The 25,651-nt window shown below is 71.4% G+C and carries 24 protein-coding genes; 12 read left to right on the top strand and 12 right to left on the bottom strand.

Going from position 1 to position 25,651, the window contains the following annotated elements; genetic code table 11:
* Positions 1 to 8: 8 nt before the first annotated feature.
* Complete coding sequence (locus AB0L06_RS10725) at positions 9 to 2,318, bottom strand: penicillin-binding protein (RefSeq protein ID WP_500230725.1); 2,310 nt, start codon at positions 2,316 to 2,318, stop codon at positions 9 to 11.
* Positions 2,319 to 2,657: 339 nt separating this feature from the next.
* Between AB0L06_RS10725 and AB0L06_RS10720 the strand changes: the two genes are divergently transcribed.
* On the top strand, positions 2,658 to 2,969 hold the full coding sequence (locus AB0L06_RS10720; protein WP_026412288.1) for a WhiB family transcriptional regulator: 312 nt from the start codon (positions 2,658 to 2,660) through the stop codon (positions 2,967 to 2,969).
* 538 nt (positions 2,970 to 3,507) lie between these two features.
* Here AB0L06_RS10720 and bagB read toward each other — a convergent pair.
* On the bottom strand, positions 3,508 to 4,668 hold the full coding sequence (gene bagB, locus AB0L06_RS10715; RefSeq protein WP_500230724.1) for an ATPase BagB: 1,161 nt from the start codon (positions 4,666 to 4,668) through the stop codon (positions 3,508 to 3,510).
* Between the two features lie 148 nt (positions 4,669 to 4,816).
* Positions 4,817 to 5,812 (bottom strand): ATPase BagA, encoded by a 996-nt coding sequence (gene bagA, locus AB0L06_RS10710; RefSeq protein ID WP_500230723.1) that lies wholly within the window; start codon positions 5,810 to 5,812, stop codon positions 4,817 to 4,819.
* Positions 5,813 to 6,067: 255 nt separating this feature from the next.
* Here bagA and AB0L06_RS10705 point away from each other — a divergent pair, with 255 nt between their 5' ends.
* Positions 6,068 to 7,132 carry a slipin family protein gene (locus AB0L06_RS10705; RefSeq protein ID WP_500230722.1) on the top strand — a complete coding sequence of 355 codons (1,065 nt, stop codon included), beginning with the start codon at positions 6,068 to 6,070 and terminating at the stop codon, positions 7,130 to 7,132.
* A gap of 135 nt (positions 7,133 to 7,267) precedes the next feature.
* On the opposite strand, the gene AB0L06_RS10700 is transcribed toward AB0L06_RS10705, so the two are convergent.
* Positions 7,268 to 8,509, bottom strand: a complete 1,242-nt coding sequence (locus AB0L06_RS10700; protein ID WP_500230721.1) for an MFS transporter — start codon at positions 8,507 to 8,509, stop codon at positions 7,268 to 7,270.
* A 74-nt stretch (positions 8,510 to 8,583) separates the two neighbouring features.
* Between AB0L06_RS10700 and AB0L06_RS10695 the strand changes: the two genes are divergently transcribed.
* Entirely contained in the window at positions 8,584 to 9,075 is a 492-nt protein-coding gene (locus tag AB0L06_RS10695; RefSeq protein WP_500230720.1) for a MarR family winged helix-turn-helix transcriptional regulator, read from the top strand.
* Positions 9,076 to 9,153: 78 nt separating this feature from the next.
* On the opposite strand, the gene AB0L06_RS10690 is transcribed toward AB0L06_RS10695, so the two are convergent.
* Positions 9,154 to 10,083, bottom strand: coding sequence for an NADP-dependent oxidoreductase (locus AB0L06_RS10690; protein WP_500230719.1), 930 nt, complete (start codon positions 10,081 to 10,083; stop codon positions 9,154 to 9,156).
* Positions 10,084 to 10,234: 151 nt separating this feature from the next.
* Between AB0L06_RS10690 and AB0L06_RS10685 the strand changes: the two genes are divergently transcribed.
* The 5 genes from AB0L06_RS10685 (at position 10,235) to AB0L06_RS10665 (ending at position 13,225) form a co-directional block, all read left to right on the top strand.
* Complete coding sequence (locus tag AB0L06_RS10685) at positions 10,235 to 10,675, top strand: winged helix-turn-helix transcriptional regulator (protein WP_500230718.1); 441 nt, start codon at positions 10,235 to 10,237, stop codon at positions 10,673 to 10,675.
* Between the two features lie 5 nt (positions 10,676 to 10,680).
* Positions 10,681 to 10,839, top strand: coding sequence for a Sp36 family protein (sp36, locus tag AB0L06_RS10680; protein WP_117357377.1), 159 nt, complete (start codon positions 10,681 to 10,683; stop codon positions 10,837 to 10,839).
* A gap of 2 nt (positions 10,840 to 10,841) precedes the next feature.
* Entirely contained in the window at positions 10,842 to 11,303 is a 462-nt protein-coding gene (locus AB0L06_RS10675; RefSeq protein WP_500230717.1) for a RidA family protein, read from the top strand.
* A 134-nt stretch (positions 11,304 to 11,437) separates the two neighbouring features.
* Positions 11,438 to 12,307 (top strand): NUDIX hydrolase, encoded by an 870-nt coding sequence (locus AB0L06_RS10670; RefSeq protein ID WP_500230716.1) that lies wholly within the window; start codon positions 11,438 to 11,440, stop codon positions 12,305 to 12,307.
* Positions 12,308 to 12,433: 126 nt separating this feature from the next.
* Entirely contained in the window at positions 12,434 to 13,225 is a 792-nt protein-coding gene (locus AB0L06_RS10665; protein WP_500230715.1) for an MBL fold metallo-hydrolase, read from the top strand.
* 79 nt (positions 13,226 to 13,304) lie between these two features.
* Here AB0L06_RS10665 and AB0L06_RS10660 read toward each other — a convergent pair whose 3' ends face one another.
* Positions 13,305 to 13,991: a Crp/Fnr family transcriptional regulator gene (locus AB0L06_RS10660; protein WP_026412280.1), complete on the bottom strand. Its 687-nt coding sequence runs from the start codon at positions 13,989 to 13,991 to the stop codon at positions 13,305 to 13,307.
* A 483-nt stretch (positions 13,992 to 14,474) separates the two neighbouring features.
* On the opposite strand from AB0L06_RS10660, the gene nth reads away from it, so the two are divergent.
* Positions 14,475 to 15,221, top strand: coding sequence for an endonuclease III (gene nth / locus AB0L06_RS10655; protein WP_500230714.1), 747 nt, complete (start codon positions 14,475 to 14,477; stop codon positions 15,219 to 15,221).
* Positions 15,222 to 15,316: 95 nt separating this feature from the next.
* Here the strand turns inward: nth and AB0L06_RS10650 are convergent, their stop codons facing one another.
* Positions 15,317 to 15,889 (bottom strand): TIGR03086 family metal-binding protein, encoded by a 573-nt coding sequence (locus AB0L06_RS10650; RefSeq protein ID WP_500230713.1) that lies wholly within the window; start codon positions 15,887 to 15,889, stop codon positions 15,317 to 15,319.
* A 388-nt stretch (positions 15,890 to 16,277) separates the two neighbouring features.
* Here AB0L06_RS10650 and AB0L06_RS10645 point away from each other — a divergent pair, with 388 nt between their 5' ends.
* Both AB0L06_RS10645 and AB0L06_RS10640 read left to right on the top strand, forming a co-directional pair.
* Complete coding sequence (locus AB0L06_RS10645) at positions 16,278 to 16,877, top strand: NUDIX hydrolase (protein WP_500230864.1); 600 nt, start codon at positions 16,278 to 16,280, stop codon at positions 16,875 to 16,877.
* Positions 16,878 to 17,031: 154 nt separating this feature from the next.
* Positions 17,032 to 18,231: a MarP family serine protease gene (locus tag AB0L06_RS10640; RefSeq protein ID WP_500230712.1), complete on the top strand. Its 1,200-nt coding sequence runs from the start codon at positions 17,032 to 17,034 to the stop codon at positions 18,229 to 18,231.
* A 17-nt stretch (positions 18,232 to 18,248) separates the two neighbouring features.
* Here AB0L06_RS10640 and AB0L06_RS10635 read toward each other — a convergent pair whose 3' ends face one another.
* The 5 genes from AB0L06_RS10635 to acs all read right to left on the bottom strand — a co-directional run bounded on the left by AB0L06_RS10635 (position 18,249) and on the right by acs (position 23,771).
* Positions 18,249 to 18,767 (bottom strand): DUF309 domain-containing protein, encoded by a 519-nt coding sequence (locus AB0L06_RS10635; protein ID WP_500230711.1) that lies wholly within the window; start codon positions 18,765 to 18,767, stop codon positions 18,249 to 18,251.
* A 2-nt stretch (positions 18,768 to 18,769) separates the two neighbouring features.
* Entirely contained in the window at positions 18,770 to 19,693 is a 924-nt protein-coding gene (locus AB0L06_RS10630; protein WP_500230710.1) for an alpha/beta fold hydrolase, read from the bottom strand.
* 13 nt (positions 19,694 to 19,706) lie between these two features.
* Positions 19,707 to 20,171, bottom strand: coding sequence for a phage holin family protein (locus tag AB0L06_RS10625; RefSeq protein WP_500230709.1), 465 nt, complete (start codon positions 20,169 to 20,171; stop codon positions 19,707 to 19,709).
* Positions 20,172 to 20,307: 136 nt separating this feature from the next.
* Entirely contained in the window at positions 20,308 to 21,510 is a 1,203-nt protein-coding gene (gene nhaA, locus AB0L06_RS10620; RefSeq protein WP_500230708.1) for a Na+/H+ antiporter NhaA, read from the bottom strand.
* Between the two features lie 293 nt (positions 21,511 to 21,803).
* On the bottom strand, positions 21,804 to 23,771 hold the full coding sequence (gene acs / locus AB0L06_RS10615) for an acetate--CoA ligase (RefSeq protein WP_500230707.1): 1,968 nt from the start codon (positions 23,769 to 23,771) through the stop codon (positions 21,804 to 21,806).
* 393 nt (positions 23,772 to 24,164) lie between these two features.
* Here acs and AB0L06_RS10610 point away from each other — a divergent pair, with 393 nt between their 5' ends.
* Positions 24,165 to 24,965 (top strand): Fic family protein, encoded by an 801-nt coding sequence (locus AB0L06_RS10610; protein WP_500230706.1) that lies wholly within the window; start codon positions 24,165 to 24,167, stop codon positions 24,963 to 24,965.
* Positions 24,966 to 25,651: the final 686 nt, after the last annotated feature.

The following is a 25,651-nucleotide window of genomic DNA, read 5'->3' as shown; positions in this document are numbered from 1 at the left end:
GCCGTGGATCAGAAGGGCCAGGGCCACCCGTTGGCGCCCTGGGTGGGCTGCCCCTGGCCGGGCTTCTGGTTCTTCGCGGAGCCGTTGCTCAGGTAGATGATGACGACGGTGTTGGTGTCGGCGTCCGAGCCCGCGCCCGGTGAGGTGGACGCGACCGTGCCCTTGGGCTGGTCGGAGTTCACCGGCTTCGGCGAGACCTTCACCTGGAACCCGGCGGACTTGAGCGCGGCCTGCGCCGCGCCGACCGACTGGCCCTTCAGATCCGGGATCTTGGTGGTGTCGCCGAAGTTCTTGGTGGGCGAGGTGAAGCCGGGGCCGGGCTTGCCCGCGAGGGCGCCGCGCATGGACCGGGCCCAGATCGGCGCCGGGATGTCGGCGCCGTAGACGCCGTAGACCGGATGCTGCCAGGGGCCGCGGAAGTCCCAGTAGGCGACCGCGGCGGCCAGGTTCGGGGTGTGGCCGGCGAACACGGCGCAGGTGAAGTTCTCACAGGTGCCGGTCTTGCCGGCGGCCGGACGGCCGATCCCGCCGATGTTCCTCGCGGTGCCCTTGGTGAGGACGCCGGTGAGGATCGAGTTGACCTCGTCCGCGACGCTGGAGTCGACGGCCTGGTGGCAGTCCTGCGCGGGGAGCTTCAGCGACTTGCCCTGCGGGTCGACGATCTGGGTGATGGCGACCGGCGCGCAGTACCGGCCGCGCGCGGCGAAGCCCGCGTAGGCGGCGGCGAGGTGCACCATGTCGATGTCGTTGGTGCCGAGCACCTGGGACGGGTTGGGGTCGAGCGGCGCGCCGGTGGCCTTGCGGAGGCCGAACTTCTCGGCCATCTTCACCGCGTTGCAGACGCCGACCCGCTTCTCCAGCTCGGCGTAGAAGGTGTTCACCGAGTGCCAGGTGCCGCTCTTGAGGTTGAAGTTGCCCGCCTCGGAGTCGCCGGCGTTGCTGACCGAGGGCCAGGGGCCGCCGCCGCTGAGCTTGCCGATCTTGCACATCGGATAGGTGACCGAGGTGGTCTGCGGCGAGTTGATCGTCGTGTTGACCGGGACGCCCTGGTCGAGCGCCTCGGCGAGGGTGAACACCTTGAAGGTCGAGCCGGCGGAGACGCCCGCGCCGCCGCCGTGCGCGGTGTCGGCCGCCAGGTTCAGGCTGGTGCGGCCCTTGGAGCCGCCGAACCGCTTGCTCTGCCCCACGGCCAGGAGCTTGCCGGTGCCGGGCTGGACCATCGCCTCGGCCGCGACCCGGTTGCCGCTCGGCGCGACGGTGCTCCGCAGCGCGGTGTCGAGGGAGTGCTGGGCGTCCATGTCGAGCGTGGTGCGGACGGTGTAGCCGCCGCGGTTGAGCTTGTTGACGAACTCGACCTGCTGCTTGCCGGGGAGCGACCAGTACTTGCCGTCCGAGAGCACGTTGAGCATCTCGTACTTCACGTACTCGCAGAAGAACGGGGCCTTGCTGGTCTCGCAGCCGCCGGTCGGGTCGGTGCGGTTCAGCTTGATGGGCTTGGCGACGGCGGCGTCGGCCTGCGCCTTGGTGACGTGGTTGAGCTGCTGCATGCGGCGCAGGACGGTGTCGCGGCGCGACTTGGCGGCCTGCGGGAACCGGATCGGGTCGTAGGCGTTCGGGTTCTGCGTGATGCCCGCGAGCAGCGCCGCCTGCTCCAGCGTGAGCTGGGAGGCGGGCTTGGTGAAGTAGCGCATGGACGCGGCCTGGATGCCGTACGCCCCCGCGCCGAAGTAGGCGATGTTGAGGTAGCCCTCGAGGATCTTGTCCTTGGACATCTTGCGCTCGATGTCGAGCGCGTAGCGCAGCTCGCGCAGCTTGCGGCCGGCCGTCGGGGCGGTCGCCTCCTGGTACTCCTTCTGGTTGCGCGCCCGGTCGACCAGGATGTTCTTGACGTACTGCTGCGTGAGGGTGGACCCGCCCTGCGTGCCGTCGGACTCGACGTTCGACGCCAGGGCGCGGACGGTTCCCTTGAAGTCGAGAGCGCCGTGGTGGTAGAAGCGGTAGTCCTCGATGTCGACCATCGCGGTGCGCATGATGGGCGTGACCTGGTCGAGTCGGACCGACTCGCGGTACCGGTCGAAGAAGGTCGCGATCTGGGTGCCGGCCGCGTCGTAGACCACCGTCTTCTCGGACGGTGGTGTCGAGTCGAGCTTGCTGTCCATGCTCTCGAAGTTCTCCGCGGCGTCCCGCGCCGTCATGCCGGTCGACCCGACCCCCGGCAGGACGATCAGCGCGACCAGGACACCGGCGGCGACACTCGCCGCGAGCAACCGGATCAGCGTGGAGAAGACGTTCCCCCGACCCTCGTTCGCATCATGCACCCGACTAGAGTACGCGGGACGACCAGTGCATTCGGGACGGGTTGCCCCGCCACGCCGCGATTTAGCCCGAACATGGTCCTCCCTACCGGTGCGTTCCCCTAGGCATGCCCCATGTGTGTGGCAACCGGGCGCATGGCTCACGCGTCAAGTACAGGTAACTAGTCCGTTCCGGCGGTATGGCCCCGGTGGGCTATATCGAGAATGGGCCCATCGGGGACTGTTGAATCGTCCCTCGCTTCCGTAAGTTCTTCCCCACGGCTTTCGTTTGGCGGCCTGACGTCCGCGCCCGTCTGGCCATAGAGCGCAAATCGACACAGACCCTAGGGGAGTGGGGCCAAGATGTGGATCACGGATTGGACCGCCCGCGCCGCCTGTCGTAACGCGGATCCGGACGCCCTGTTCGTGCAGGGTGCGGCGCAGAATCGGGCCAAGCTCATCTGCCGTGGCTGCCCGGTGCGGACCGAGTGCCTCGCCGACGCCCTCGACAACCGGATCGAGTTCGGTGTGTGGGGCGGGATGACCGAGCGGGAGCGGCGCGCGCTGCTCAGGCGGCGACCGGACGTGCACTCGTGGCGCGAACTGCTGGAGACCGCCAAGGAGGAGTACGAGCGGTCGGTCGACGGCGACGAGAGCGAACTCGTCGCGAGCTAGACCCGCGCCCCGCGTCCGGCGAGGGGGAGTTCGCGCAGCGTGCGGAGACGCGTTCCTGGGAGGGCGGTCGGCGGCAGCCGACCGGACAGGCTGATCCCGCGCACACGAACCCACCCGCGTATGAGAACCAGCGGACGTGGACGTGAACACCGCGGACGCGCGAGCGCCGGGCATCGCCCCGGACGTGGACGCGACCGCACCGGACGCGAGTGCTGACGACATGGCGCACGGCCGCGGACCCGAATCGTCCCCGAGACGGGTCCGCGGCCGTTGTCGTCCCTGGTCAGGCCGCGATTTCGGACGCACTCGAAAGAGAATGCGCGCCTTCCGCAACGTGCTCTGGCCGCATCCGGTCACGGGCTTGTGGTTTGTGCGCCGCCTGCTACGGGGAGCGCCGATCCGGCGCACATCACGACCAGGGGACGACGAATGCCCGGCGGGAGCCATTCGCCCGCCGGGCATTCGCCGTTAATACGGATGTATGCCGACGATTGCGGCGCGTCTCGAATTCCCCGGAAGGAACTCGTAAACCCCCAGGTCAGGCAGCCGGGGATCCGGTCGAGTGGCGTTCGCCCGCCAGGTCGGCGCCGACACGGCGGAGGCCGTCGAGGTCGTGGACGTCCTCGGCCTGGGCGGGGACGGCGACGACCGGGACGGTCGGGTGCGCGGACGAGAAGTGCTCGCGCAGCCGGGCCTCGCGCGCGGCGAGCTGGACGCGGGCCGTGTGCAGGCGCAGCAGGGAGGCGGTGAGCGGGTGCTCGCCGCGCTCCTCGAGCGTCTCGGCGGCGGCCTGGGAGCGCGCGGCGGACAGCAGGTCGTCGGCCTCGTGCACGCGGTTGACGACCAGTCCGGCGAGCGGCATGCGCTCCTCGGCGAGCCGTTCCACGAAGTAGGACGCCTCGCGCAGCGCGTCCGGCTCGGGGGCGGCGACGACGAGGAAGGCGGTGCCCGGCGTCTGGAGCAGCCGGAAGGTCTTCTCTGCGCGCTCGCGGAACCCGCCGAACATGGTGTCGAACGCGGCGACGAAGGTCTGCACGTCGCGCAGCAGCTGGACGCCCAGCACCTTGTTGATCACGCCGGTGAACATGCCGAACCCGGCGCTGATCACCTTGACCCCGAACCGGCCGCCGGTCTTGGCCGGGGCGGCGAGGATCTTCATGAACCGGCCGTCCAGGAAGCGGCCCATCCGCTCGGGCGCGTCGAGGAAGTCCAGCGCGTTCCGGGACGGCGGGGTGTCCACGATGATGAGGTCCCACGCGCCGGAGCGGTGCAGCTGGCCGAGCTTCTCCATCGCCATGTACTCCTGCGTCCCGGACAGGGACGAGGAGAGCGACTGGTAGAAGGGGTTGGCGAGGATCTGGCGGGCCCGGTCCGGGTCGGCGTGCGCCTCGACGATCTCGTCGAAGGTGCGCTTCATGTCGAGCATCATCGCGTGCAGCTCGCCGTCGCCGCCGACCTCGATCCGGCGCGGGCTGTTGTCCAGCTCGGACAGGCCCATCGACTGGGCGAGCCGGCGGGCCGGGTCGACGGTGAGGACGACGACGTCGCGGCCGCGGCGGGCGGCGCGCACGCCGAGCGCGGCGGCGGTGGTGGTCTTGCCGACGCCGCCGGAGCCGCAGCAGACGATGATCTTGGTGCGCGGGTCGTCCAGCAGCTCGTCGACGTCCAGCGCGGGCGGGGTCTTGGCGGTCGGGCTCATCAGGCAGTCTCCGTCGAACCAGTGGTCGTGCGGCGCGTCCGGACGCCGCCCTCCTCCTCGCGTGCCCGCGCGTCCGCCGTTCCCCCGCCCGTCTCGTGCGCGTGTGAGGGGCGCACGGGACAGGCGGACGAGGCGTACGGGCGCGGGGTCATGCGGCGCCTTGGGCGCGGAGGGACTCGGCCAGGTCGTAGAGACCGGCGAGGTCCATGCCGTCCGGGAGCAGCGGGAGCGTGTAGCGCGGGAGGTCGAGGCTTTCCAGTCGCTCCTTCTCGCGGGACTGGAGGGCGGTGCGGCGGGCGTGCTCGGAGGCCTCGGCGGTGAGGACGGCGGCGATCTGCTCGGCGTCGTGCTCCAGCCCGGCGGCCTTCACCCCGCGGACGATCTCCTCGGCGTCCAGCCCGCCCTCGGCGGCCGCGGCGAGGGCCTCCGGCGGCAGGACGGGCTTGTGCTCCATGTTCACGATCACGCCGCCGACCGGGAGCCCGGCCTCGCGCAGGTCGTGGATGCCGTCCATGGTCTCCTGGACGGGCATCTCCTCCAGCAGGGTGACGAAGTGGACGGCCGTCTCCGGGCTGCGCACCACCTTCATCACGGTGTCGGCGTGGTTGCGGACCGGGCCGACCTTGGCCAGCCCGGACACCTCCTCGTTGACGTTGAGGAACTTGGTGATGCGGCCGGTCGGCGGGGCGTCCATGACGACGGCGTCGTAGATGAACGAGCCGTCCCGGTTCCGCCGCCGGACGGACTCGGAGGTCTTCCCGGTGAGGATGACGTCGCGCAGGCCGGGCGCGATCGTGGTGACGAAGTCGACGATGCCGAGCTTGGTCATCGCCTTGCCGGCCCGTTTGAGGTTGTAGAACATCTCGAGGTACTCGATGAGCGCCTCCTCGGTGTCCACGGCGAGCGCGTGGACGTCGCCGCCGCCCGGGGCGACCGCGACCTTGCGCTCCTCGTAGGGCAAAGGCGGGACGTCGAAGAGCTGGGCGATCCCCTGCCGCCCCTCGACCTCAACCAGCAGTACCCTGCGGCCCCCTGCCGCCAGGGCCAAGGCGAGGGCCGCGGCCACGGTGGTCTTGCCCGTGCCGCCCTTCCCCGTGACCACGTGGAGGCGTACGCCGTCCCAGTCGGTGTCTCTCGCGCTCACCCGATCGACCATATCGTTCGCTCGGCAAGGACTTCAGAGCCCGGCTCCCGCTGCATAAGTGATCCCTGACACGATGCCCTCTCGGGGCGCGGACCGTTGTTTCGGACGTGCCCACGCGGTTAGCTGGGAAACGCGAACCGGACACAGGTCCGGCGTGCCCGATCACCGGGACCGGGCGCGGCGCGGCCGCGGGAGGCCCGGTGCGCGGGGGTCCGGACGTCGGACCCGGGCAGTTCGTCTGAAAGGTGGCCCGCCATGGAGGTGGTCCTCTTCCTCGTCATAGTGGTCGGGGTGCTCGCGCTGATCGGACTGGGGTCGTCGGCCCGGATCGTCCAGCAGTTCGAGCACGGCATCGTCTTCCGGTTCGGTCAGGTGCAGCGCGGCAGTGGGCTCCGCCCCGGCGCGGTGCGCAGGCCCGGCCTGACCTTCATCGTGCCGTTCGTCGAGCGGATGCAGAAGGTCAACCAGCAGACGGTGACCATGGGCGTGCCCGCGCAGGAGGGCATCACCCAGGACAACGTGAGCGTGCGGGTGGACGCGGTCGTCTACTTCCGGGTGGTGGACCCGGTGAAGGCGATCGTGAACGTGCAGAACTACGGCTACGCGGTGTCCACCGTCGCGCAGACCTCGCTGCGGTCGATCATCGGCCAGTCCGACATGCAGGAGCTGCTGGGCGAGCGCGAGAAGATCAACACGCGGCTGCGCGGGATCATCGACAACATCACCCAGGACCCGTGGGGCATCCTGATCGAGCGCGTCGAGATCAAGGACGTGTCGCTGCCGGAGGGCATGAAGCGGTCGATGGCCCGGCAGGCCGAGGCCGAGCGTGAGCGGCGCGCCCGGATCATCACCGCGGACGGCGAGTTCCAGGCGTCCAAGCGGCTGGCCGCGGCGGCCGAGATCATGTCGCAGGACCCGGCGGCCCTGCAGCTGCGCCTCCTGCAGACCGTCGTCGAGGTGTCGGCGGAGAAGAACAGCACGCTGGTCATGCCGCTGCCGGTCGAGATCCTGCGGTTCTTCGACCGTGCGGCCGGTCCGGCGGCGTCGGCGCAGAGCGGCGGCGAGAGCGGGCCGAAGCAGGACCTGAGCGAGCGCCTGGCCAAGGCCGAGCAGGACCTCGCCAAGGCCACCGAGAAGGGCTCCGAGATGGAGGCGGTCAAGGACGTCCCGCCCGTGCTGGGCCTGGACGAGCCGCAACGCCATGAGCTGGACGAATCCAAGCAGCACGAAGAGGAAGCGCCGGAGCTGACGCGTCCGGAGTACCCGCGCCCCATCGAGGGCACCGACGACGGGCAGTCGGACACCCGTCCTCCGCAGTAGGGCCCGTGGCGTCCCCGGTCTCTCAAACGCACCGGGGACGCCCACCCCACGCGCGCCCGCGGTCGTGCTGCGTGCACTCGCGGTCGGCCGGGATGGACGCCTGCCCCGTGCGTCCTGCCGCGTCTCGTGCGCGCGTTAGGCGGGTTGGTGCTCGAGGACTGGTGTGGGGTTTGGTGCGTCCAGGGTGAGGCGGCGGACGCCTGGAGCGGCCAGCGTGCCCAGGCAGGACGTGGCGACTAGTGCGGCTGCGACCAGGAGCGGGGCGCGCGGGCCCCATATGGAGGCCGCCCAGGGGCCGAGCGAGTAGCCGAGCGGCGCGGCGGCCAGGGACAAGAGCCAGTCGTAGGAAGTGACCCGCGCGAGGGTTCCGGCGGGGATGACGGTCTGGACGGTCGATTCCCAGGTCGGATTGAGGAATCCGAGGCCCGCCAAGGCTAGGGCGTAGCAGGGCACGAAAACCGGGGCTGGTGCATAGAACGCCAGCACGGTCAGCGGAATCGCGTAGGCGGCGAGCCCCACGTTGGCGACGGCCACTGGACGACGCGGTCGGTAGCGTCCCGCTATCAGGGACCCGATGACGAGCCCGACCGCGCCGGCCTCCGTAGTGACGATCCAGATGGTCTCGCCGCCGAGCCGCTGGATGGCGATCACCGGTGCGAGGGTGAGCATGACGCCCTGCGCGCCGTTCCACATCGCGTGCGCAACGAGGCTCGTCCAGTACCAGTCGCGCGAGCGGACCTCCTTCCAGCCCTGCATCAGGTCGGCGCGTAGGGAGGTCGCCGGTTCCTCAGTGGCCGGGGCCTTTCGCTGGATGCGCGCGGACGAGATCAGGGCGGCGCTCGCTCCGAAGGACACCGCGTCGAGCAGGAACGTCCAACCGGGGCCGATCGTCAGCACGAACGCGCCCGCGATGGCCGGGCCGAGCAGCCTGGTCGCGCCCGCGACGGTGCCCAGGAGCGCGTTCGCGCGGGGCAGGGCGTCCGCCGGGACGGTCCCGACGATCAGCGGTGACAGCGCGGGGAGGGCCAGCCCGGTCGCGACGCCGCCGACCGCTTGCGCGGCCGCCAGTTGCCACAGGGCCGGATGCCCGCTGAACAGCAGGAACGCCGTGCAGAGCTGGGCCGCGCAGGCGAGCGTGTCCGTGGTGATCGCGATCGGGCGGGCGCCCCGGCGGTCGGCCAGCACGCCGCCGAGGGGGAGCGCCACGAGCCGGGGGATCATCGCCGAGGCCAGCACGATCGCGAGCGAGGAGCCCGACCCGGTCACCCGCAGGACGGCCAGCGCCAGCGCGGCCGGGACGACGGCGTCGCCGGCGAGGGAGAGCGCCCGGGCGCCGAACAGCAGCCGGAAGTCCCGGCCGCGAAGGGGGTGCGTCATGGCGACCGAGATTAATTCGGCGCAGAACTATTCGTCAACGAATAATTCTGCGGGCGAACCGGTATCCTCTCCGCATGGCGAAGCGCGACCGGGTGGACGAGCACGTGGACCGGTGGACACCCGTCCTCCCCCACCTCGATCCCGACGTGGAGGGTGCGATCACCCGCATGCACAAGATCTCCGCGCACCTGCGGAAGATCCGGGAGCGGGCGCTCGCGGACCACGACCTGCAGCTGCACGAGTACGACACCCTCCAGGCCCTCGGCGGACGGGACGGCCGGGCCGCCCCGTCGCAGATCGCGGCCGACCTCGGCATCGCGCCCAACTCGGTCACCGGACGCCTCGACGGCCTGTCCGCGCGCGGCTTCGTCCGCCGCACCCCGTCCGAGGTCGACCGGCGCCGCGTGATCGTCGAGCTCACGGAGGAAGGACGCGCCGTCTGGCTCGGCGCGATGTCCTCCCAGGGCGACGAGGAGCACCGCATCCTCGCCGCCCTGGACCCGGACGAGCGCCGCCAGCTCTCCGACCTCCTCCGCCGCGTCATGCTCATCGCCGACGGGCGCTGAACATCGCCGACGAGGGCTGACCATCGCGGACGGGCGCTGACCAGCGCCGATTCGTCGTGATCGGCGCTGGTCGACTGCTCAGGGCTGGAGGACGAGGCGCCCCCGGAGGCCGCCCTCGGCGAGGCGGATGTGGGCCTTCGCGGCGTCCTCCAAGGGCAGGACGCCCGCGACGCGGGTCGTGAGGCGTCCGGCGTCCGCGAGGGCGACGAGGTGCTCGAGCTGTGCGGTGTCAGCGTGGAACCAGACGTTCTGGACGCGGGTCCCGCGAAGGTTCACCGGCACCGCGTCGCCGCCGTTGACGGAGACGAAGGCGCCGCGGTTCCGCAGGGCGTCCAAGGCGCGGACGCCGAGGCAGGCCGCGTCGAGGACGCCGTCCACCCCGCCGGGGACGAGGTCCCGGACGGTCCGTGCCAGGGGCTGGTCGCGTGCGACGAAGTGGGTGGCGCCCGCCTCGCGCAGCGCCGCCTCGGTCGACGCGGACGCCGCGGCGACCACGTGGAGCCCGCGCAGCGCGGCCAGCTGCACCGCGAACCCCCCGACGGCTCCAGCGGCGCCTGTGACCAGCACAGTCGCGCCGGGACGAAGATCCAGTAGGTCGAGGCCCTGGAACGCGGTCAGGCCGTTCAGGGGCAACGTGGCGGCGTGCGCGGCGTCCAGGGTCCGGGGCGCGCGGACGACGGCGTCCGCGGGAAGGACGATCGCCTCGGCGTACGCGCCGGTCGGCACGGGCAGCAGGTCGCGGAGGCCGACGACCTTGTCGCCGACGGCCAGCCGGTCGACGCCCGCGCCGACGGCGTCGATCTCGCCCGCCGCGTCCAGGCCGAGGCCGAGGGGGAGGTCGGGGGCCAGGGCGGCGAGGTGGCCCTCGCGGGCGGCGAGGTCCACGGGGTTGACCGTGGCCGCCTCGATCCGGATCCGCACCTGCCCCGCGCCCGGGACCGGCTCCGGGACGTCCGCGACCCGCAGCGTCTCCGGGCCGCCGTACTCCGTCACACTGATCGCACGCATGCCAAATACTCCCTGGTCAGAGGTTTGTTTGGGGAAAGGCCCCGGTGTTGACGAGCATGCGCGGAAGACTCGGCGGCCGGAAGAGGTTACTTCGGAGTGCGTACCCGACCCGGGGGTGCGGTGCGCGCCGGAAGCCGAAGGTGGGGGGACCATGGCCACGATGACCGCCGAGCAGCGCCGCGCGGAGGCGAAGGCCGAGTTCGACGCGTACATGGAGACGTGCCCGACGAGCCGCCTCATGGCCGTCCTCGGTAACAAGTGGACGACGATGCTGCTGGCCAGGCTCGCCGACCACGGCACGATGCGGCATGCCGAGCTCGCCCGGTCCGTCCCCGGGGTCAGCGCGAAGATGCTCACCCAGTCGCTCCGCGCGCTGGAGCGGGACGGCCTGGTCACGCGGCACGTCACGGCCGCGGTCCCGGTCCAGGTGGACTACACGCTGACCGTCCTCGGGGAGAGCCTGATCCCGATCGTCGCGACCGTCCAGAGCTGGGCGGACCGTCACATGCCCGACATGGAGGCCGCGCGCGACCGCTACGACGGCGCTCGGGCCGGGCAGGCCGTTCCGGCCCCCACGCGATCGCTAGGCTGAGCGCCATGAAGAAGTGGGAGTACGCGACCGTTCCTCTGCTGGTCCACGCGACCAAGCAGATCCTCGACAACTGGGGCCAGGACGGGTGGGAGCTCGTCACGGTGCTGCCCGGCCCGAACCCGGAGAACCTGGTGGCCTACTTCAAGCGCGAAGTGGAGCCGTAAGCGTGAGCACTCCCGAAGAGCGGATCACTCAGCTGGGGCTCGAGCTGCCCGAGGTGGCCCGGCCGCTGGCCGCCTATGTCCCGACCGCCCGCACCGGATCGCTGGTCTACACGGCCGGCCAGCTGCCGCTCGTCAAGGGCGAGCTGCCGGTCACCGGAAAGGTCGGCGCCGACGTCACCCCCGAGCGGGCCGCCGAGCTGGCCCGGATCTGCGCGCTGAACGCGATCGCGGCGCTGAAGGCCGAGGTCGGCGACCTGTCGCGGATCGTGCGGATCGTCAAGGTCGTCGGGTTCGTCGCGTCCGTCCCGGACTTCACCGGCCAGCCGCAGGTGGTCAACGGGGCGAGCGACCTGCTCGGCGAGGTGTTCGGCGAGGCCGGCGTGCACGCGCGCAGCGCGGTCGGCGTCGCGGTCCTGCCCAAGGACGCGCCGGTCGAGGTCGAACTGATCGCCGAGATCTCCTGAGCCCGGCCGCGGGGATCTCCTGAGCCCGGCCGTGGAGGTCTCCTGAGGCCGGTCTCCGGGGTCCTCTGATCGCCGAGGCGGCCCGTCCTTGATCGCCGCGCCTCCGGCCGCACCACCTGGACACCCTTGACGGAATGTCATTCGGTATGCCCGAATGGGGCGTCATGAACGGGTTGAGGTTGCCGGCGGAGTTCCGGGAGCAGATCGAGGGCATCGCGGCCGGGACGATCGAGCCGGTCCGGCCGCGGCACGCCGCCACGGTGGTCGTGCTCCGCGACCACGCCGAGCACGGACTTCAGGCGTTCATGCTGCGCCGCGTGGGCTCGATGGCGTTCGCGCCGGGCGCGTACGTGTTCCCCGGCGGCTCGGTCGACCCGCGCGACGGCGAGGCGAGCCCGGCCTGGACCGGGCCGTCCCCGTCGGAGTGGGGCCGGGCCTTCGGGGCGGACGAGCCGCTCGCCCGCGAACTGGTCTGCGCGGCCGTCCGGGAGACCTTCGAGGAGACCTGCGTCCTGCTCGCCGGGCCGACCGGCGAGTCGGTCGTGGACGACACGCGTGGCGACGAGTGGGAGCGGGGCCGCAAGGCGCTGCTCGACCGCTCCCTCTCGTTCGCCGGGTTCCTGGACGAGCGCGGTCTCGTCCTTCGCTCGGACCTGCTGCGTCCCTGGGCGCACTGGATCACCCCCGCGATCGAGCCGAAGCGCTACGACACGCGGTTCTTCGTCGCGGCGATGCCCGCGGGGCAGCGCGCGCGTGACGTGAGCACCGAGGCCGATCGGGTCGCGTGGGTGCGTCCGGCCGAGGCCGCCGCCCGCGCCCGCGCGGGTGAATGGCCGATGCTGCCCCCGACCATCGCCACGCTGGACGACCTGTCCCATTTCGAGACGGTCGCGGACGTCCTCGCCGCGCCGCGTGAGATCAGCGTCCTGGAGCCGGAGGGGCGGATCATCGATGGCGATCCCTACCTCGTCCTGCCCGAGGACGTGGTGCGCTACGACGCCTAGACCGGCATGACGGGGGCGCGGGCGCGGCTGGCCTGGTCACTCGGGCTCCGCCTCGCCGGAACGTCCCTGCCGCGACGGCTGGCCCGCCTCGGGCTCGGCCCGGGACGGTCGGGCAGGATGGGACAGATGAGGGATATCGACGGGACCGGCACCGATCGGGCGAGATGCGTGCTCGCTCCGAATCCGTCCCCGATGACGCTGGACGGCACGAACACCTGGCTCCTCGGCGAACCCGGCGCCGAGGAGGTCGTGGTCGTCGATCCCGGCCCCAAGGACGGCGCGCACCTGCGCCGCGTCCTGGCCGAGGCCGAGGCCGGCGGACGGCGCGTCGGGCTCGTCCTGCTCACGCACGGCCACCCGGACCACTCGGCGGGCGCGGCGACGTTCGCCGGGATGGCCGGACGCGACGTCAAGGTGCGGGCGCTCGACCCCCGGCACCGGCTCGGCGACGAGGGCCTGGTCGAGGGCGACGTGGTGACGGCCGGCGGTCTCGACCTGCGGATCATGGAGACGCCCGGCCACTCGGACGACTCGCTGACGTTCTGGCTGCCCGCCGACCGCGCGATCCTGACCGGCGACACCGTGCTCGGCTACGGATCGACCGTCCTGGAGGGGAGGCTCGGCGACTACCTGGCATCCCTCGACCGGCTGCGCCGTTTCGCGGACGACAACGACGCGGTCGCCGTCCTGCCGGGCCACGGCCCGAAGCTGGACGACCCGCTCGGCGCGATCGACCACTACATCCAGCACCGCCGGGAGCGGCTGGCGCAGGTCGAGGCCGCAGTCGAGGCCGGGGCCCGGACCTCCCGCGAGGTCGTGGAGATCGTGTACGCCGACGTGGACCGCAACCTGTGGCCCGCGGCCGAATGGTCGGTCCAGAGCCAGCTCGACTACCTGGCCGACCGGAACAAGCGCTGAACACGCGCGAACGCGCGCGCACGAGCCGGGCTCGTGCGCGCGCGTTCGCGGTCGTGCGTCGCCTCGAAGAGGCGGTGTCCTACTTGGAGCGCTTGCGGAGGCGCTCGATGTCGAGGATGACGACGGCGCGCGCCTCGATGCGCAGCCAATTGCGCTGGGCGAAGTCGGCGAGGGCCTTGTTGACCGTCTCACGCGACGCCCCGACGAGCTGCGCCAGCTCCTCCTGGGTGAGGTCGTGGTGGACGTGCAGCCCGGCCTCCGACGGCTGGCCGAAGCGCTCGGCCAGGTCGAGCAGCGCCTTGGCGACGCGGCCCGGGACGTCGGTGAAGACCAGGTCGGCCATCACGTCGTTGGTCTTGCGGAGCCGCTGGGCGAGCGCGCGGAGCAGCTGCACCGCGACCTCCGGGTGGCCCGTCAGCCACGGCCGCAGGTCGTCGTGGCCGAGCCCGGCGAGGCGGCACTCGGTGACGGCGACCGCGCTGGCCGTGCGGGGCCGCGGGTCGAACAGCGACAGCTCGCCGAACATCTCGGACGGACCGAGCACGCTCAGCAGGTTCTCCCGGCCGTCCGGCGCCGTCCGGGTGAGCTTGATCTTGCCCTCGAGCACGACGTACAGCCGGTCGCCGGTCTCACCCTCGTTGAACAGCGTCTGACCGCGGGCCAGCCGCACCTCGGTCACGTTGGCGCGCAGCGCCTTGGCACCCTGCTCGTCCAGGGCCTCGAACAGCGGAGCCCTGCTCAGAACGTCCACGTCGCGGTCGGTCACGCTTCTCCTCCTCGAACACCCACATGCCTAGTGTGACGTACGTCCCACCGCGTACGTGAAGGCAGGGTCCACGGCGCGCCGAAACCGGACGGTTCGGGCCGTCCGCGCCGCCGTGTGCAGCGGTGCCTCCGGCTGATCGTCCCCGCAGCGGCGTTCCGTCGCCTGAACGTCACCTGCGCATCCAGTGTACGGATCCGCGGGTGAATGCGGTCACAAACGTACCGTTTCTCCTCTTCGGACGTGGTTACCCGCCAGTCACATGCTGTTCCCCAGGGGGTCTTCAAGGCGTTGCATCGCCGTTGTCCAAGGGGAAGCGGACGATCCGACAGGTTTCTCATGCGCGTACGGGTGCGGGCGTGGCCGGTGACGCTCGCCACGTCCGCCTGACGATGGGCGCCGCCTCCGGCCACAGGCCGACGCCTTCTCGGACGGGGAAATCCGCTACAGGCACGGGTTTTGGCATCTGGTTCTAGGCTGAACGCCATGGCGACGAACACGGAGAACAGGCCGCGTCCTCGTGCGCGCAAGTGGCAGGAGGAGACGCGACTGGGCCTCGTCCGGCGCGCGCGAAGGATCAACCGGGAATTGGCCGAGCTTTACCCGGACGCGCACTGCGAGCTGAACTTCACGTCGTCCTACGAGCTGCTCATCGCCACCGTCCTGTCCGCGCAGACCACGGACAAGCGGGTCAACGAGACGACGCCGGGGCTGTTCGCCAAGTACCCGGCGCCCGAGGACCTGGCCGCCGCGAACCCCGAGGACCTCGAGGCGATCCTCAAGCCGCTCGGGTTCTTCCGGTCCAAGACCAAGTCGATCATGGGGCTGTCGAAGGCGCTGGTCGAGTGGTACGACGGCCAGGTCCCCGGAAGGATGAAGGACCTGGTCACCCTGCCCGGCGTCGGGCGCAAGACCGCGAACGTCGTGCTCGGCAACGCCTTCGGCGTCCCGGGGATCACCGTCGACACCCACTTCGGCCGCCTGGCCCGCCGGTTCGGCTGGACGACGTCCGACGACCCGGTCAAGGTCGAGCAGGACGTCGCGGACCTCATTCCCCGCAAGGAGTGGACGATCCTGTCGCACCGGATGATCTGGCATGGCCGCCGCGTCTGCCATTCGCAGCGTCCGGCGTGCGGCGCGTGCGCGATCGCGCACATGTGTCCGTCCTACGGCGAGGGGCCGACCGACGCCAAAACGGCCGCGAAGCTCGTTCGCGACCGTTCCTTCGCCTGAGAGTCCCGTTCGCGCCGTTTCTCCGCGTGAAAGGACTCCTGCCTAGGGGCGGCGGCTGAAAAGCGATCTCCGAGCCGTCCGCCTGGGCAGCGGGTTCAGGACGTCCAGTGCGGGTCGCGGCCCAGGTAGCGCATGAGGGACGCCACCTCGTCGCCGGACGAGGCGGGCAGCGCGGGCGCGTAGGCGCCGAAGGCGCGCAGCGGCTCGACGATCTGCTGCGCGACGGGCAGGAGGTCGCGCGCGAGCGTGGTCGGCAGCGGCGAGGGCGCTCCGGCGGACTTCGCGAGGTCCCAGGCGTGGACGGCGGCGTCGAGGGCGCACGTGCCGACGCCGAGCCCGGCGGGCATGTCGTTCGGCGGGACCGGAACGCGGACCTTCTCGTAGCTGGTGGCGACGTCCGCCCACGCCTCGGCGGAGAGCTTGAGGGCCGGTTCGAGGAGGTCCCCGGCCGGGCCGTCGAGGGTCCCGGACGGCGAGAACGGGTCGAAGGACGGCCCGGGCCCGCCGGTGAGGAAGGACGCGAACGCGATCTGGTCGCCCGCCGCGTGCTGGAGCACCTGCGCGGCGGTCCAGTCCGCGCAGGGCGTCGGGGCGTCCCAGTCGGCGACGGCGGCCACCGCGGCGCGCAGCGCGTCGTGGGACTGCGCCAGGATCGGCCAGTTGGTCATGTCATCTCCTGCCGGGTCGGTGCCCGGCCGCAAGACGATCAAGCCGGTCATCGGGGTTTCTATCGCGAATCCAAGCGATTTGGCAGTGCTTCCGGGCATCGACTTCCGAGGTCGGACGCGGGTGCGCCGATCGGGTGCGCGGCGCGGGGCGGGCGTGCCAGGGTGAGGCGCGGCCGATCCGGGGAATCCGTGTCGGGTTTCCGGGGATCTGCCGCGGGTGCGGGCGGTCGTGACCGGTTTTGAGCGGCCCGGCCGCCGGTTTTCGGACGGTCGAATGTCGGACGGCGGGAAGCAACGGGCCCGCCTCCGGGTTGGGAGAGATGTGATCGACGCCGCTTCCCCCTCGTTTCCGCTCTGGCTGGAGCGCTTCGTCCGTGAGGCGCCCCTGATGTCGGCGCCCGAGGGCATGCCGTCGGCGGCGGTGGGCGGTCGGCGCGCTGCGGTGCTGATCCTGTTCGGCGACGGCCCGCACGGGCCCGACGTGCTGCTCACCGAGCGCGCCGCGACGCTGAACAAGCACGCCGGGCAGCCCGCCTTCCCCGGCGGCCGCATCGACCCGGAGGACGACGGCCCGGTCGCCGCGGCTCTGCGCGAGGCGCAGGAGGAGGCCGGGGTCGTCCCGGCGGGCGTGGACGTGCTGGTCACGCTGCCCGAGCTGTACCTGTCCCACAGCGAGCACCTGGTCACTCCGGTGGCCGGCTGGTGGCGCGAGCCGTCCGAGGTCGCGCCCGGGCATCCCGACGAGGTCGCGACCGTCGCGCGCGTCCCGATCGCGGAGCTGACCGACCCGGCGAACCGGCTGACCGTCCGGCATCCGTCCGGGCTGCGGCTCGGCCCGGCGTTCCGCGTCGGCGGCATGCTGGTGTGGGGGTTCACGGCGGGCCTGCTCACGGCCGTCCTCACGGCGGGTGGTTGGGACCGTCCATGGGACACCGGTCACGTGGAGGACCTCCCGCCCGAGTGTCTCTCCCTCTCGGGCCGGGGCTGACCCGAGGCGCGCACGCGCCCGACACACCGGGCGCTACGGTGTCCGGTGACCGCTCGTGCGCGCGCGTGCATCGCCCCGGATGACTACACACGTCCGGTGAAACTGGTACAGCGAGGGGACGTGCGCAGCCCCGTCGTCGCTATACGGTGAAGCGGTGCTGGGCGACCACCTTCTGGACCTCATCCTGCTCGTGCTGATACTGCTGTTCGCGGTGTCCGGCTACCGGCAGGGCTTCATCGTGAGCCTCCTGAGCTTCGTCGGCTTTGTCGGCGGCGGAGTCCTGGGCGTTCTGATCGCCCCGCCGATCGCCGAGGCCACGGTCAGCGGCGCCGCGCAGCAGGCGCTGCTCGCCATCGTCATCGCGTTCCTCGCGGCCACCCTCGGGCAGTTGCTGGCGTCCTCGCTGGGGGCGGTGCTGCGCAACCGGGTGACGCACAACAACGCGCGTACGGCGGACGCCGTGGGCGGCGGCGTCGTCTCGGTGCTGTCGCTGCTCATCGTCGCCTGGTTCTTCGGGTCGCTGGTCGCCAACTCGGAGTTCAAGTCGGTGCGGACGCAGGTCAAGGGCTCGTCCATCATCAGCGGCGTCAACGACGTGATGCCGCAGGAGGCGCAGACCTGGTTCTCGTCCTTCCGCGGATTCGTCGCCAGCAGCGAGTTCCCGCAGGTGTTCAACGGCCTCGGCGGCGAGTCGGTCGCCAAGGTCCCGCCGCCCGACGACGCGATCCTCAACACCGGCGCGCTGCGCGCGGCCAAGCAGTCGATCATGAAGATCATCAGCACCGCGCCGGACTGCCAGCGCAAGATCGAGGGCACCGGTTTCGTGTTCGCGCCGGAGCGCGTGATGACGAACGCGCACGTGGTCGCGGGCGCGCGAGGCTCGTCCCGGGTCGAGTCCCTGGACGGTACGCACCGCAGCGGCAGGGTCGTCCTGTACGACCCGCAGCGCGACGTGGCCGTCCTGTACGTGCCGGGGCTGAAGGCGACCCCGCTGAAGTTCGCCGGACCCGCGCACGTACGAGACGACGCCATCATCGCCGGGTACCCGAAGACCCGCCCGTCGTTCACCGCGCTCGCCGCCCGCATCCGGGCCCGGCAGATCTCCAAGGCGCCGGACATCTACCACTCGCCGCAGGTCACGCGCGAGATCTACGCCATCCGCGGTGACGTGGAGCAGGGCAACTCCGGCGGTCCGCTGCTCTCCAGCGGCGGGCAGGTCTTCGGCGTCATCTTCGCCGCCGCCCTCGACTCGCCGCAGACCGGCTACGCCCTGACCGCCAACGAGGTCGAGCCGGACGCGCGCGCGGCCCAGGGCGCGACCATCTCGGTCTCGACCGAAGGCTGCGCCGACTGACGCCCTCCCGGCAGCAGCTAGCGAAGCCGTAGCCGGACCACGGTGTCGAGCGGAAGTTCCTCTGCGAGGGCCCGGACGGCCGACGTCAGCCTCGGAATGTCGATGCCGTGCGTGTCGTCCGCGTTGCTGCCGTACTCGTCCAGGCGGTCGGCGGCGCGTGACAGGAGTGCTTGAGCGCCGCGTGGGTTGCCTCTGCGTAGGTGGGTGATGCCGACGGCCACCTGCGCCAGGGCGCGCCACAGCTCGCGTTCGCTTTCCGGGGACGCCTTCCAGACCGCTTCCAGCACCTCGTGCGCGTGGAACGGGCGGTCCGCGTCCAGGAGCCGCTGAGCCTCTGCCAAGGCCTCGTCCGGCGGCAGGTCGAAATCGTCCGGCGTGGTGGGGATGCCTGGCGCGCCGTGAGGGAGCGGACGTCCGTAGGCGTCCCTGGGGCGTGCGTTGCGGGCCCGTCCCCGGGCATCCCGATCCCGCTCACCCTGTGTGTCCGGGGCGGGCCGGTCGGGCCGCTGGGGGTCGGGCCGCTGGGGGTCGGGCATGATCAGCGTTCGGGTTCGGGGTCGTTGAGCCAGCCGATGAGCTCGGAGTCGAACGCGCGGGGGCGTTCCTCATGCGGGAAGTGGCCGGTGCCCTCGATGAGCTTCCAGCGGTAGGGCGCGGTGACGTACCGTCCGGAGCCCTGGGCACTGGCGGGGAGAGTGCAGCGGTCGAGCGCACCGTGCAGCTGAAGCGTCGGGACCTGGATGGGCGCGCGCATGCGGCGCGCATAGCGGATGCCGTCCGGACGAGGCTGCGAGCGGACGAGCCAACGGTGGTACTCCAGCGCGCAGTGGGCGACACCGGGGATGCGTATCGCGTCGCGCACGAGGCGCTCGGTGCGTTCGTCCGGCCAGCCCGGACCGGACCAGTCGTGCAGGAGCCGTCCCACAAGAGCGGCGTCGTTCTGGACGAGACGACGCTCCGGCCATACGGGGACCTGGAAACCGAGCGTGTGCCGGGTCGCCCAGAGCTGCCGGCTCGGATTCCCCCGGATCGCCTGGCGCAGCCGAAGCGGATGCGGCGCGCCGACCGTCACCAGCCTCTGGACGACCTTGGGGTGGTAGGCCGCCATCGTCCACGCGAGCAGCCCGCCCCAGTCGTGGCCCACCACGATCGCGTTGGCGTCCCCGAGCGCGCGCACGAGGCCCGCCGCGTCCGCGGCGAGGGTGACCAGGTCGTAGCCGCGCGGCGGCTTGTCGCTGGCGCCGTAGCCGCGCAGGTCGACGGCCGCCGCGCGGAACCCGGCGGCGGGCAGCGAAACGAGCTGGTTGTGCCAGGTCCACCAGAACTCGGGGAACCCGTGCAGCAGGAGCACGAGCGGCCCCTCACCCGCCTCCGCGACATGGAAGCGGGTGCCGCCCGCGCTCACCGAGCGGTGCGTCCAGGGACCGTCGATCTCGACCAGCGAGGCGTCCGGTGCGGCCATGGTGGGCGTCCGCTCAGTCCTTCAGGGCCCGGCTGGGCGTGCCGCCCTCGACCGTGTCGGCGTCCTCGTCCCCGTCGCCGCGGTGGCGGAGCATCTCGAAGTCGGCGCGCAGCTGCGCGCGCGTCCGCTGCGCCCCGCGGATCTTGCGGATGCGCAGGTACCCGAGTCCGACCAGGGCGGCCGCGATCAGCGCGTAGACGCCCGCGACGATGAGGAACGCGGCCCAGTGCCAGACGCCGGCGGCGACCAGCCCGTAGGCGGCGGCGATCGACAGCAGGATCACGATGAGCCCGGCGCACAGCCCGGCGATCGCGAACATGCCGCTGCCCAGCGCGGCCTTCTTGGCGTCGTCCTTCAGCTCCAGCTTGGCCAGGTCCAGTTCGGCCCGGATCAGGCTGGACACGTTGCTGGACGCCATCGCGACGAGCTCGCCGAGGGACTTGTCCTCCACGCGGTCGCCCGGCAGTGCCTCCGACATAGCGTTCTCTCCTTCCAGGACCCCGGTCACCAGGGCCGAACCCAGCCTGGCAGCTCGTCCGCCGCCTCGGCCAACCGGCCCGTCCGCACGGGCCGTTCGCGCCGGCGGCCCGTGCCGTCCGAAACGCCGGTGGACATCAGCCCGCCTTCACCGAGCGGGCACGCTGCCGCACCCGATGCCGGAAGACCGCGGACGCGGTCACCGACGCGATGAGGCTCGCGATCAGGACCGCTGTCGTCACTCTCTCGAATTGTGCCGGGTCGGGGTAGGCCAAACCGCCGATCAACAGTGAAACGGTGAAGCCCACTCCGGCCAGCGCCGCCACCCCCGCGAGCTCCCGCCAGTGCAGCCCGGCGCCGAGCGAGGCCAGTCCGAGCCGGACGGCCGCCCACGCGCCGCCGAGGACGCCGACGAACTTGCCCACGACCAGCCCGACGATCACGCCGATCGCCACCCGGTCCTGGAACACCGCGGCGAGCGCCCCGCCGCTGAGCGCCACACCCGCGCTGAGGAACGCGAACAGCGGGACGCACAGCCCCGCCGAGACCGGCCGCAGGACGTGCGTGGTCCGCTCGGCGTTGGTGGGCCGCTCGTCCGGCGTCTGCTTGGTGGACGTCAGCATGCCGAGCGCGACGGCCTCGACGGTCGCGTGGATGCCGCTGCGCTGCACGAAGTACCACCCGAGGAGCGCCAGCGGGACGTACACCCACGGCGTCCGGACGCCCCTGGCCTGGAGCACCCCGTACACCGCGACGAGCGCGACGCCCGCCAGCAGCGGCGCCGGCGCGAGGCCCGAGGTGTAGAAGAGCGCGATGATCGTGATGGCGATCAGGTCGTCCACGATGGCGAGCGTCAGCAGGAACGCGCGCAGCGGGCCGGGGCAGTCGGAGAACGTCACCGCGAGCACGGCCAGCGCGAAGGCGATGTCGGTCGCGGTCGGGACGGCCCAGCCGCGCATCCCGTCCCCGGTCCCGGCGGTGATCGCCAGGAAGATCAGCGCGGGCACGGCGACGCCCGTGGCGGCGGCGATCACGGGCAGCGCGGCGTTCCGGGGGTCGCGCAGCGCGCCGTGCGTGAGCTCCTCGCGCAGTTCGATCCCGGCGATGAAGAAGAACACCGCGAGCAGTCCGCTGGACGCCCAGTGCGACAGGTCCATGTGGTGCAGGCCGAGCCAGGCCGGGCTCAGCTCGAAGTCCTGGAGGCTCTTGTACGCCGCGGACCAGGGCGTGTTGGCCCAGATCAGCGCGGCGACGGTCGCCAGGAGCATGATGACGCCGCCCACGGTCTCCGTGCGCAGCGCCTCGGTCACGTTCTTGGCGTACCGGACGGTGGGCCGCACAGCTCGGCTGTCTCGTGCGCGCGTCAAAGCAATCCCCCGAGTGGCAGGCGAAGCGTCGTCAGGGGACGTGGCCGACCTCGTGCACGCACGAGACGGATTCGTCCCCTCGCCGACCAGACTTCCCGGCACACCTGGTCTCGAGCGTACCGGCATGATCGTCGCCTATGTCCCTTGTGCCCTCCTCTGACCACGCGAAACGGGCGCCGACATGGTGTCGGCGCCCGTTCCTCGTGTGCGCCTGAGGAGCGCGCTATCGGCCTTTACGCCCTCTTGGCGGCCGTTCGCGCCCGCCCTCAGTCCTCGGACTTGGCGCTGGGGAGCTTCTCGGCGATGAGGTTCATCACGGTGCTGTCGGCGAGCGTGGTGACGTCGCCGACGCTCCGGTTCTCCGCGACGTCCCGCAGCAGGCGGCGCATGATCTTGCCGGAGCGGGTCTTCGGCAGCTCCGGGACGATCATGATCTGGCGCGGCTTGGCGATCGGGCCGAGCGTGTGCGCGACGTGGTTCCGCAGCTCCTTCGCGAACTCGTCGCCGTCGACGTCGTCGCCGGCCGAGCCGCGGGGGATGACGAACGCGACGATCGCCTGCCCGGTGACCGGGTCGGTCGCGCCGACCACGGCGGCCTCGGCGACCTTCGGGTGCGCCACCAGCGCCGACTCGACCTCCGTGGTGGAGATGTTGTGGCCGGACACCAGCATCACGTCGTCCACCCGGCCGAGCAGCCAGAGGTCGCCGTCCTCGTCCTTCTTCGCGCCGTCGCCGGCGAAGTACAGGCCGTCGAAGCGCGACCAGTACGTCTTGACGTACCGGTCGTCGTCGCCCCAGATCGTCCGCAGCATGGACGGCCAGGGCTCCTGCAGCGTCAGGAACCCGCCGCCGCCGTTCGGCACCGGCCGCGCCTGGTCGTCCACGACGTCCGCGGCGATGCCCGGCAGCGGGCGCATCGCCGCGCCCGGCTTGCCCGCCGTCACGCCCGGCAGCGGGCTGATCATGATCGCGCCGGTCTCGGTCTGCCACCAGGTGTCCACGACCGGGCAGCGGTTCGCGCCGATGTGCTCGCGGTACCAGACGTAGGCCTCGGGGTTGATCGGCTCGCCGACCGACCCGATCACGCGCAGCGAGGACAGGTCGTACTGCGCGGGGATGTCGTCGCCCCACTTCATGAACGTCCGGATCGCGGTGGGCGCGGTGTAGAAGATCGAGACCTTGTACTTCTGGATGATCTCCCACCAGCGGCCCCGGTGCGGCGTGTCCGGGGTGCCCTCGTACATGACGGACGTCGCGCCGTTGGCGAGCGGCCCGTACACGATGTAGGAGTGCCCGGTCACCCAGCCGATGTCGGCCGAGCACCAGTACACGTCGGTCTCTGGCTTCAGGTCGAAGACCGCGTGGTGCGTGTAGGCGACCTGCGTCAGGTAGCCGCCGGTCGTGTGCAGGATGCCCTTGGGCTTACCCGTCGTCCCGGACGTGTAGAGGATGTACAGCGGGTGCTCGGAGTCGTGCGGCTCGGCCGTGTGCTCGTCCGCCTGGCGGTCCACGACGTCGTGCCACCAGACGTCCCGGTCATGCTCGGCCACCGGCTCGCCGGTGCGGCGGACGACCAGGACCTTCTCCACGGACGGAGTGCTCTGGACGGCCTCGTCCACGGTCGGCTTGAGGGCGGACGCTTTGCCGCGCCGGTATCCGCCGTCCGCGGTGATGACGAGCTTGGCGGCGGCGTCGTCGATGCGGGTGCGCAGGGCGTCCGCACTGAACCCGCCGAAGACGACCGAGTGGGTTGCCCCGATGCGCGCGCACGCGAGCATCGAGATCGGCAGCTCGGGAATCATCGGCATGTAGATGGCGACACGGTCGCCCTTGCGGACGCCGAGCTCGAGGAGTGCGTTCGCCGCCTTCGCGACCTCCTTCTGGAGGTCGGCGTAGGTGAGCGTGCGGGTGTCGCCCGGCTCGCCTTCCCAGTGGTAGGCGACACGCGCGCCGTTCCCGTTCTCCACATGGCGGTCGACGCAGTTGTAGGCGATGTTGAGCTCGCCGCCCACGAACCACTTGGCGAACGGGGGATTGCTCCAGTCGAGCACCTCGTCCCAGCGCTTCGACCAGGCGAGCCGGTCAGCCTGCTCGGCCCAGAAGCCCAGGCGGTCGGCCGCGGCCCGCTCGTAGGCCTCGGCGGTGACGTTGGCGGACTCCGCGAGCTCGGCCGGCGGGGGGAAGCGCCTCGTCTCCTGCAGGAGGTTCGACAATGTCTCTTGGCTCTCGCTCACGCGTACTCCTCGCTGTTCAAAGAGGGGGGCGCACCTTCCACGGCCCACTCCATCAGCGATCGTCCGGTGCGGACAAGGGCTTGCCGGTTTTGTGGGCGCAAGGGGCGAAAGGGGCTCCCCGGCTTCGGGTTGGATGCTATGTGATGCCAGCCACACGTGCCCTTCCCAGGTCCGGCCTTGGGGAATCCGTGCATGATCCGATGTCTGGGGACGGTAGTTGAAGTGCCGGACTGACCTGCGGTGATGTGGTCGGGTTGGGCTCTGGATTACTTGAAACAAACTTTCCGATTTCGGTCTTCGGGGGCGTGTGGGGCGCGCGGTGCCGGAGGCGGTCGGAGCGTGGGCGGAGGGCGGCGGACGGGGCCGCCGCGGTGACCGCATAAGGTCGGGCGCGTGACCGATGTCGATGCCTTTGCCAACGTCGCGGACCTGCCCGGAGTGGAGGAGGCCGTCGCCGACGCCCGCAAGGCGGTGGACCGCCTGCTGGGCCACCGCATCCTGAGGCGGCGCAGTGCGGAGGTCTCCACCGAGTCCGCCCTGCGCGGGGCTCGCGCGTCCGCGGAACTGGAAGGCGCGTCCGTCACGCTGGACGAGCTGCGTTCCGCGGCCGAGGGGCATGCCGCGCCCATCGTCCAGGGCTCGCTGCGCGTCAGCGCCGAGCTGGGCTCCCTGGCTGAGACATGGCGCAAGGCGCCGCGTCAGGTGCTCGCGCGCCTGCACGTCCTGGCCACCGCCGATCTGCTGGACGAGTCGGCTCTCGGGCGTCCGCGCACCGGCGAGGTCGAGATCTCCGATCCCCTGGGGCTGGGGGCCCCGCCGTCCCCTGTCGAAATGGCCCGGCGCCTGGACGCGCTGTGCGACCTCCTGGTCCGTCCGAGCAAGGCTCCGGCCCTGGTCATCGCCGCTCTGGTGCACGGTGAGCTGCTGACGATCCGCCCGTTCGGCGTCGCGGACGGCGTGATCGCGCGCGCGGCGCAGCGGCTCACGTTCGTCGCGCGTGGCCTCGACCCCAAGTCCCTGACCGCGCCCGAGGTCGGCCACCTCGAACTCGTGGCCGAGTACCCGGACGCCCTGCGCGCCTACGCGTCCGGCACGTCCGAGGGCGTGGTCCAGTGGATCCGGCACTGCGCCGACGCCACGGTCGCCGCCGCGCGCGACTCCCAGGCCATCTGCGAGGCCTACCTCCGCGGCTGACCGGGAGAGGCCCGGACGAGAACCTGTGAAGGTGGTCGGGGTGGGGGAGCAAATGAACGGCACCCCGCGCTCGGCGGGGCGCCGCCCTGGTCACGTCACACCGGGTTACCAAGCGTGCAACTGATATCCGTCTGAGCGGGTCAAGCCCGACTCGACGCGCCTCCCGCGGCTAGTCGCGCGTGGGTACCCGGCTGCCGTGCGCGGACACCTGGTCCGTAGAACCTGTCTACGCCTCATTTATCGAGGTGACAAGCCCTCAATCGGTAAAGGAAACGTTCCTGTGGAGTCCCTCTCGCGAGGGGCGGGGGAGCGGCCGGAGGGGGGCGTTGTGGCGGCTCGGACGCTTCGGCCGGCTTGGAACGCGCCATTCTCTGACGCTTCGCGAACGCCGATTCCGATTACACAGAGTGATCATTTCTCTTTTTGTCCACTCGTGCCCGCTCGTGTTCGCGCGCGCCCCTGCGGGCGGACTCGCGCGGGCCTGTCCGGCTCTACGCCCGGCCCGGCGGGGGGCGAGTGAAGGCCCCATGCGCGCGGGAGTACGGTCTTCCCAACCAGGCTAGAAAAATTCGTCCTCGCAGAGGGACTTTCCCGCTCGACGGAACTCTCGACGATCGGGCAGCATATGTTGTATCTGCCTAGACTGTAGATGGCGAGATTGCTACTCCCGTAGATCAAACTGGTGT

Origin of the sequence: Spirillospora sp. NPDC052269 (genome assembly GCF_040679435.1) — a bacterium.
In the GTDB taxonomy this organism is placed as follows: domain Bacteria; phylum Actinomycetota; class Actinomycetes; order Streptosporangiales; family Streptosporangiaceae; genus Spirillospora.
The sequence above is the reverse complement of the archived record's forward strand: the minus strand, read 5'-3'. Positions and strand labels throughout refer to the sequence as shown.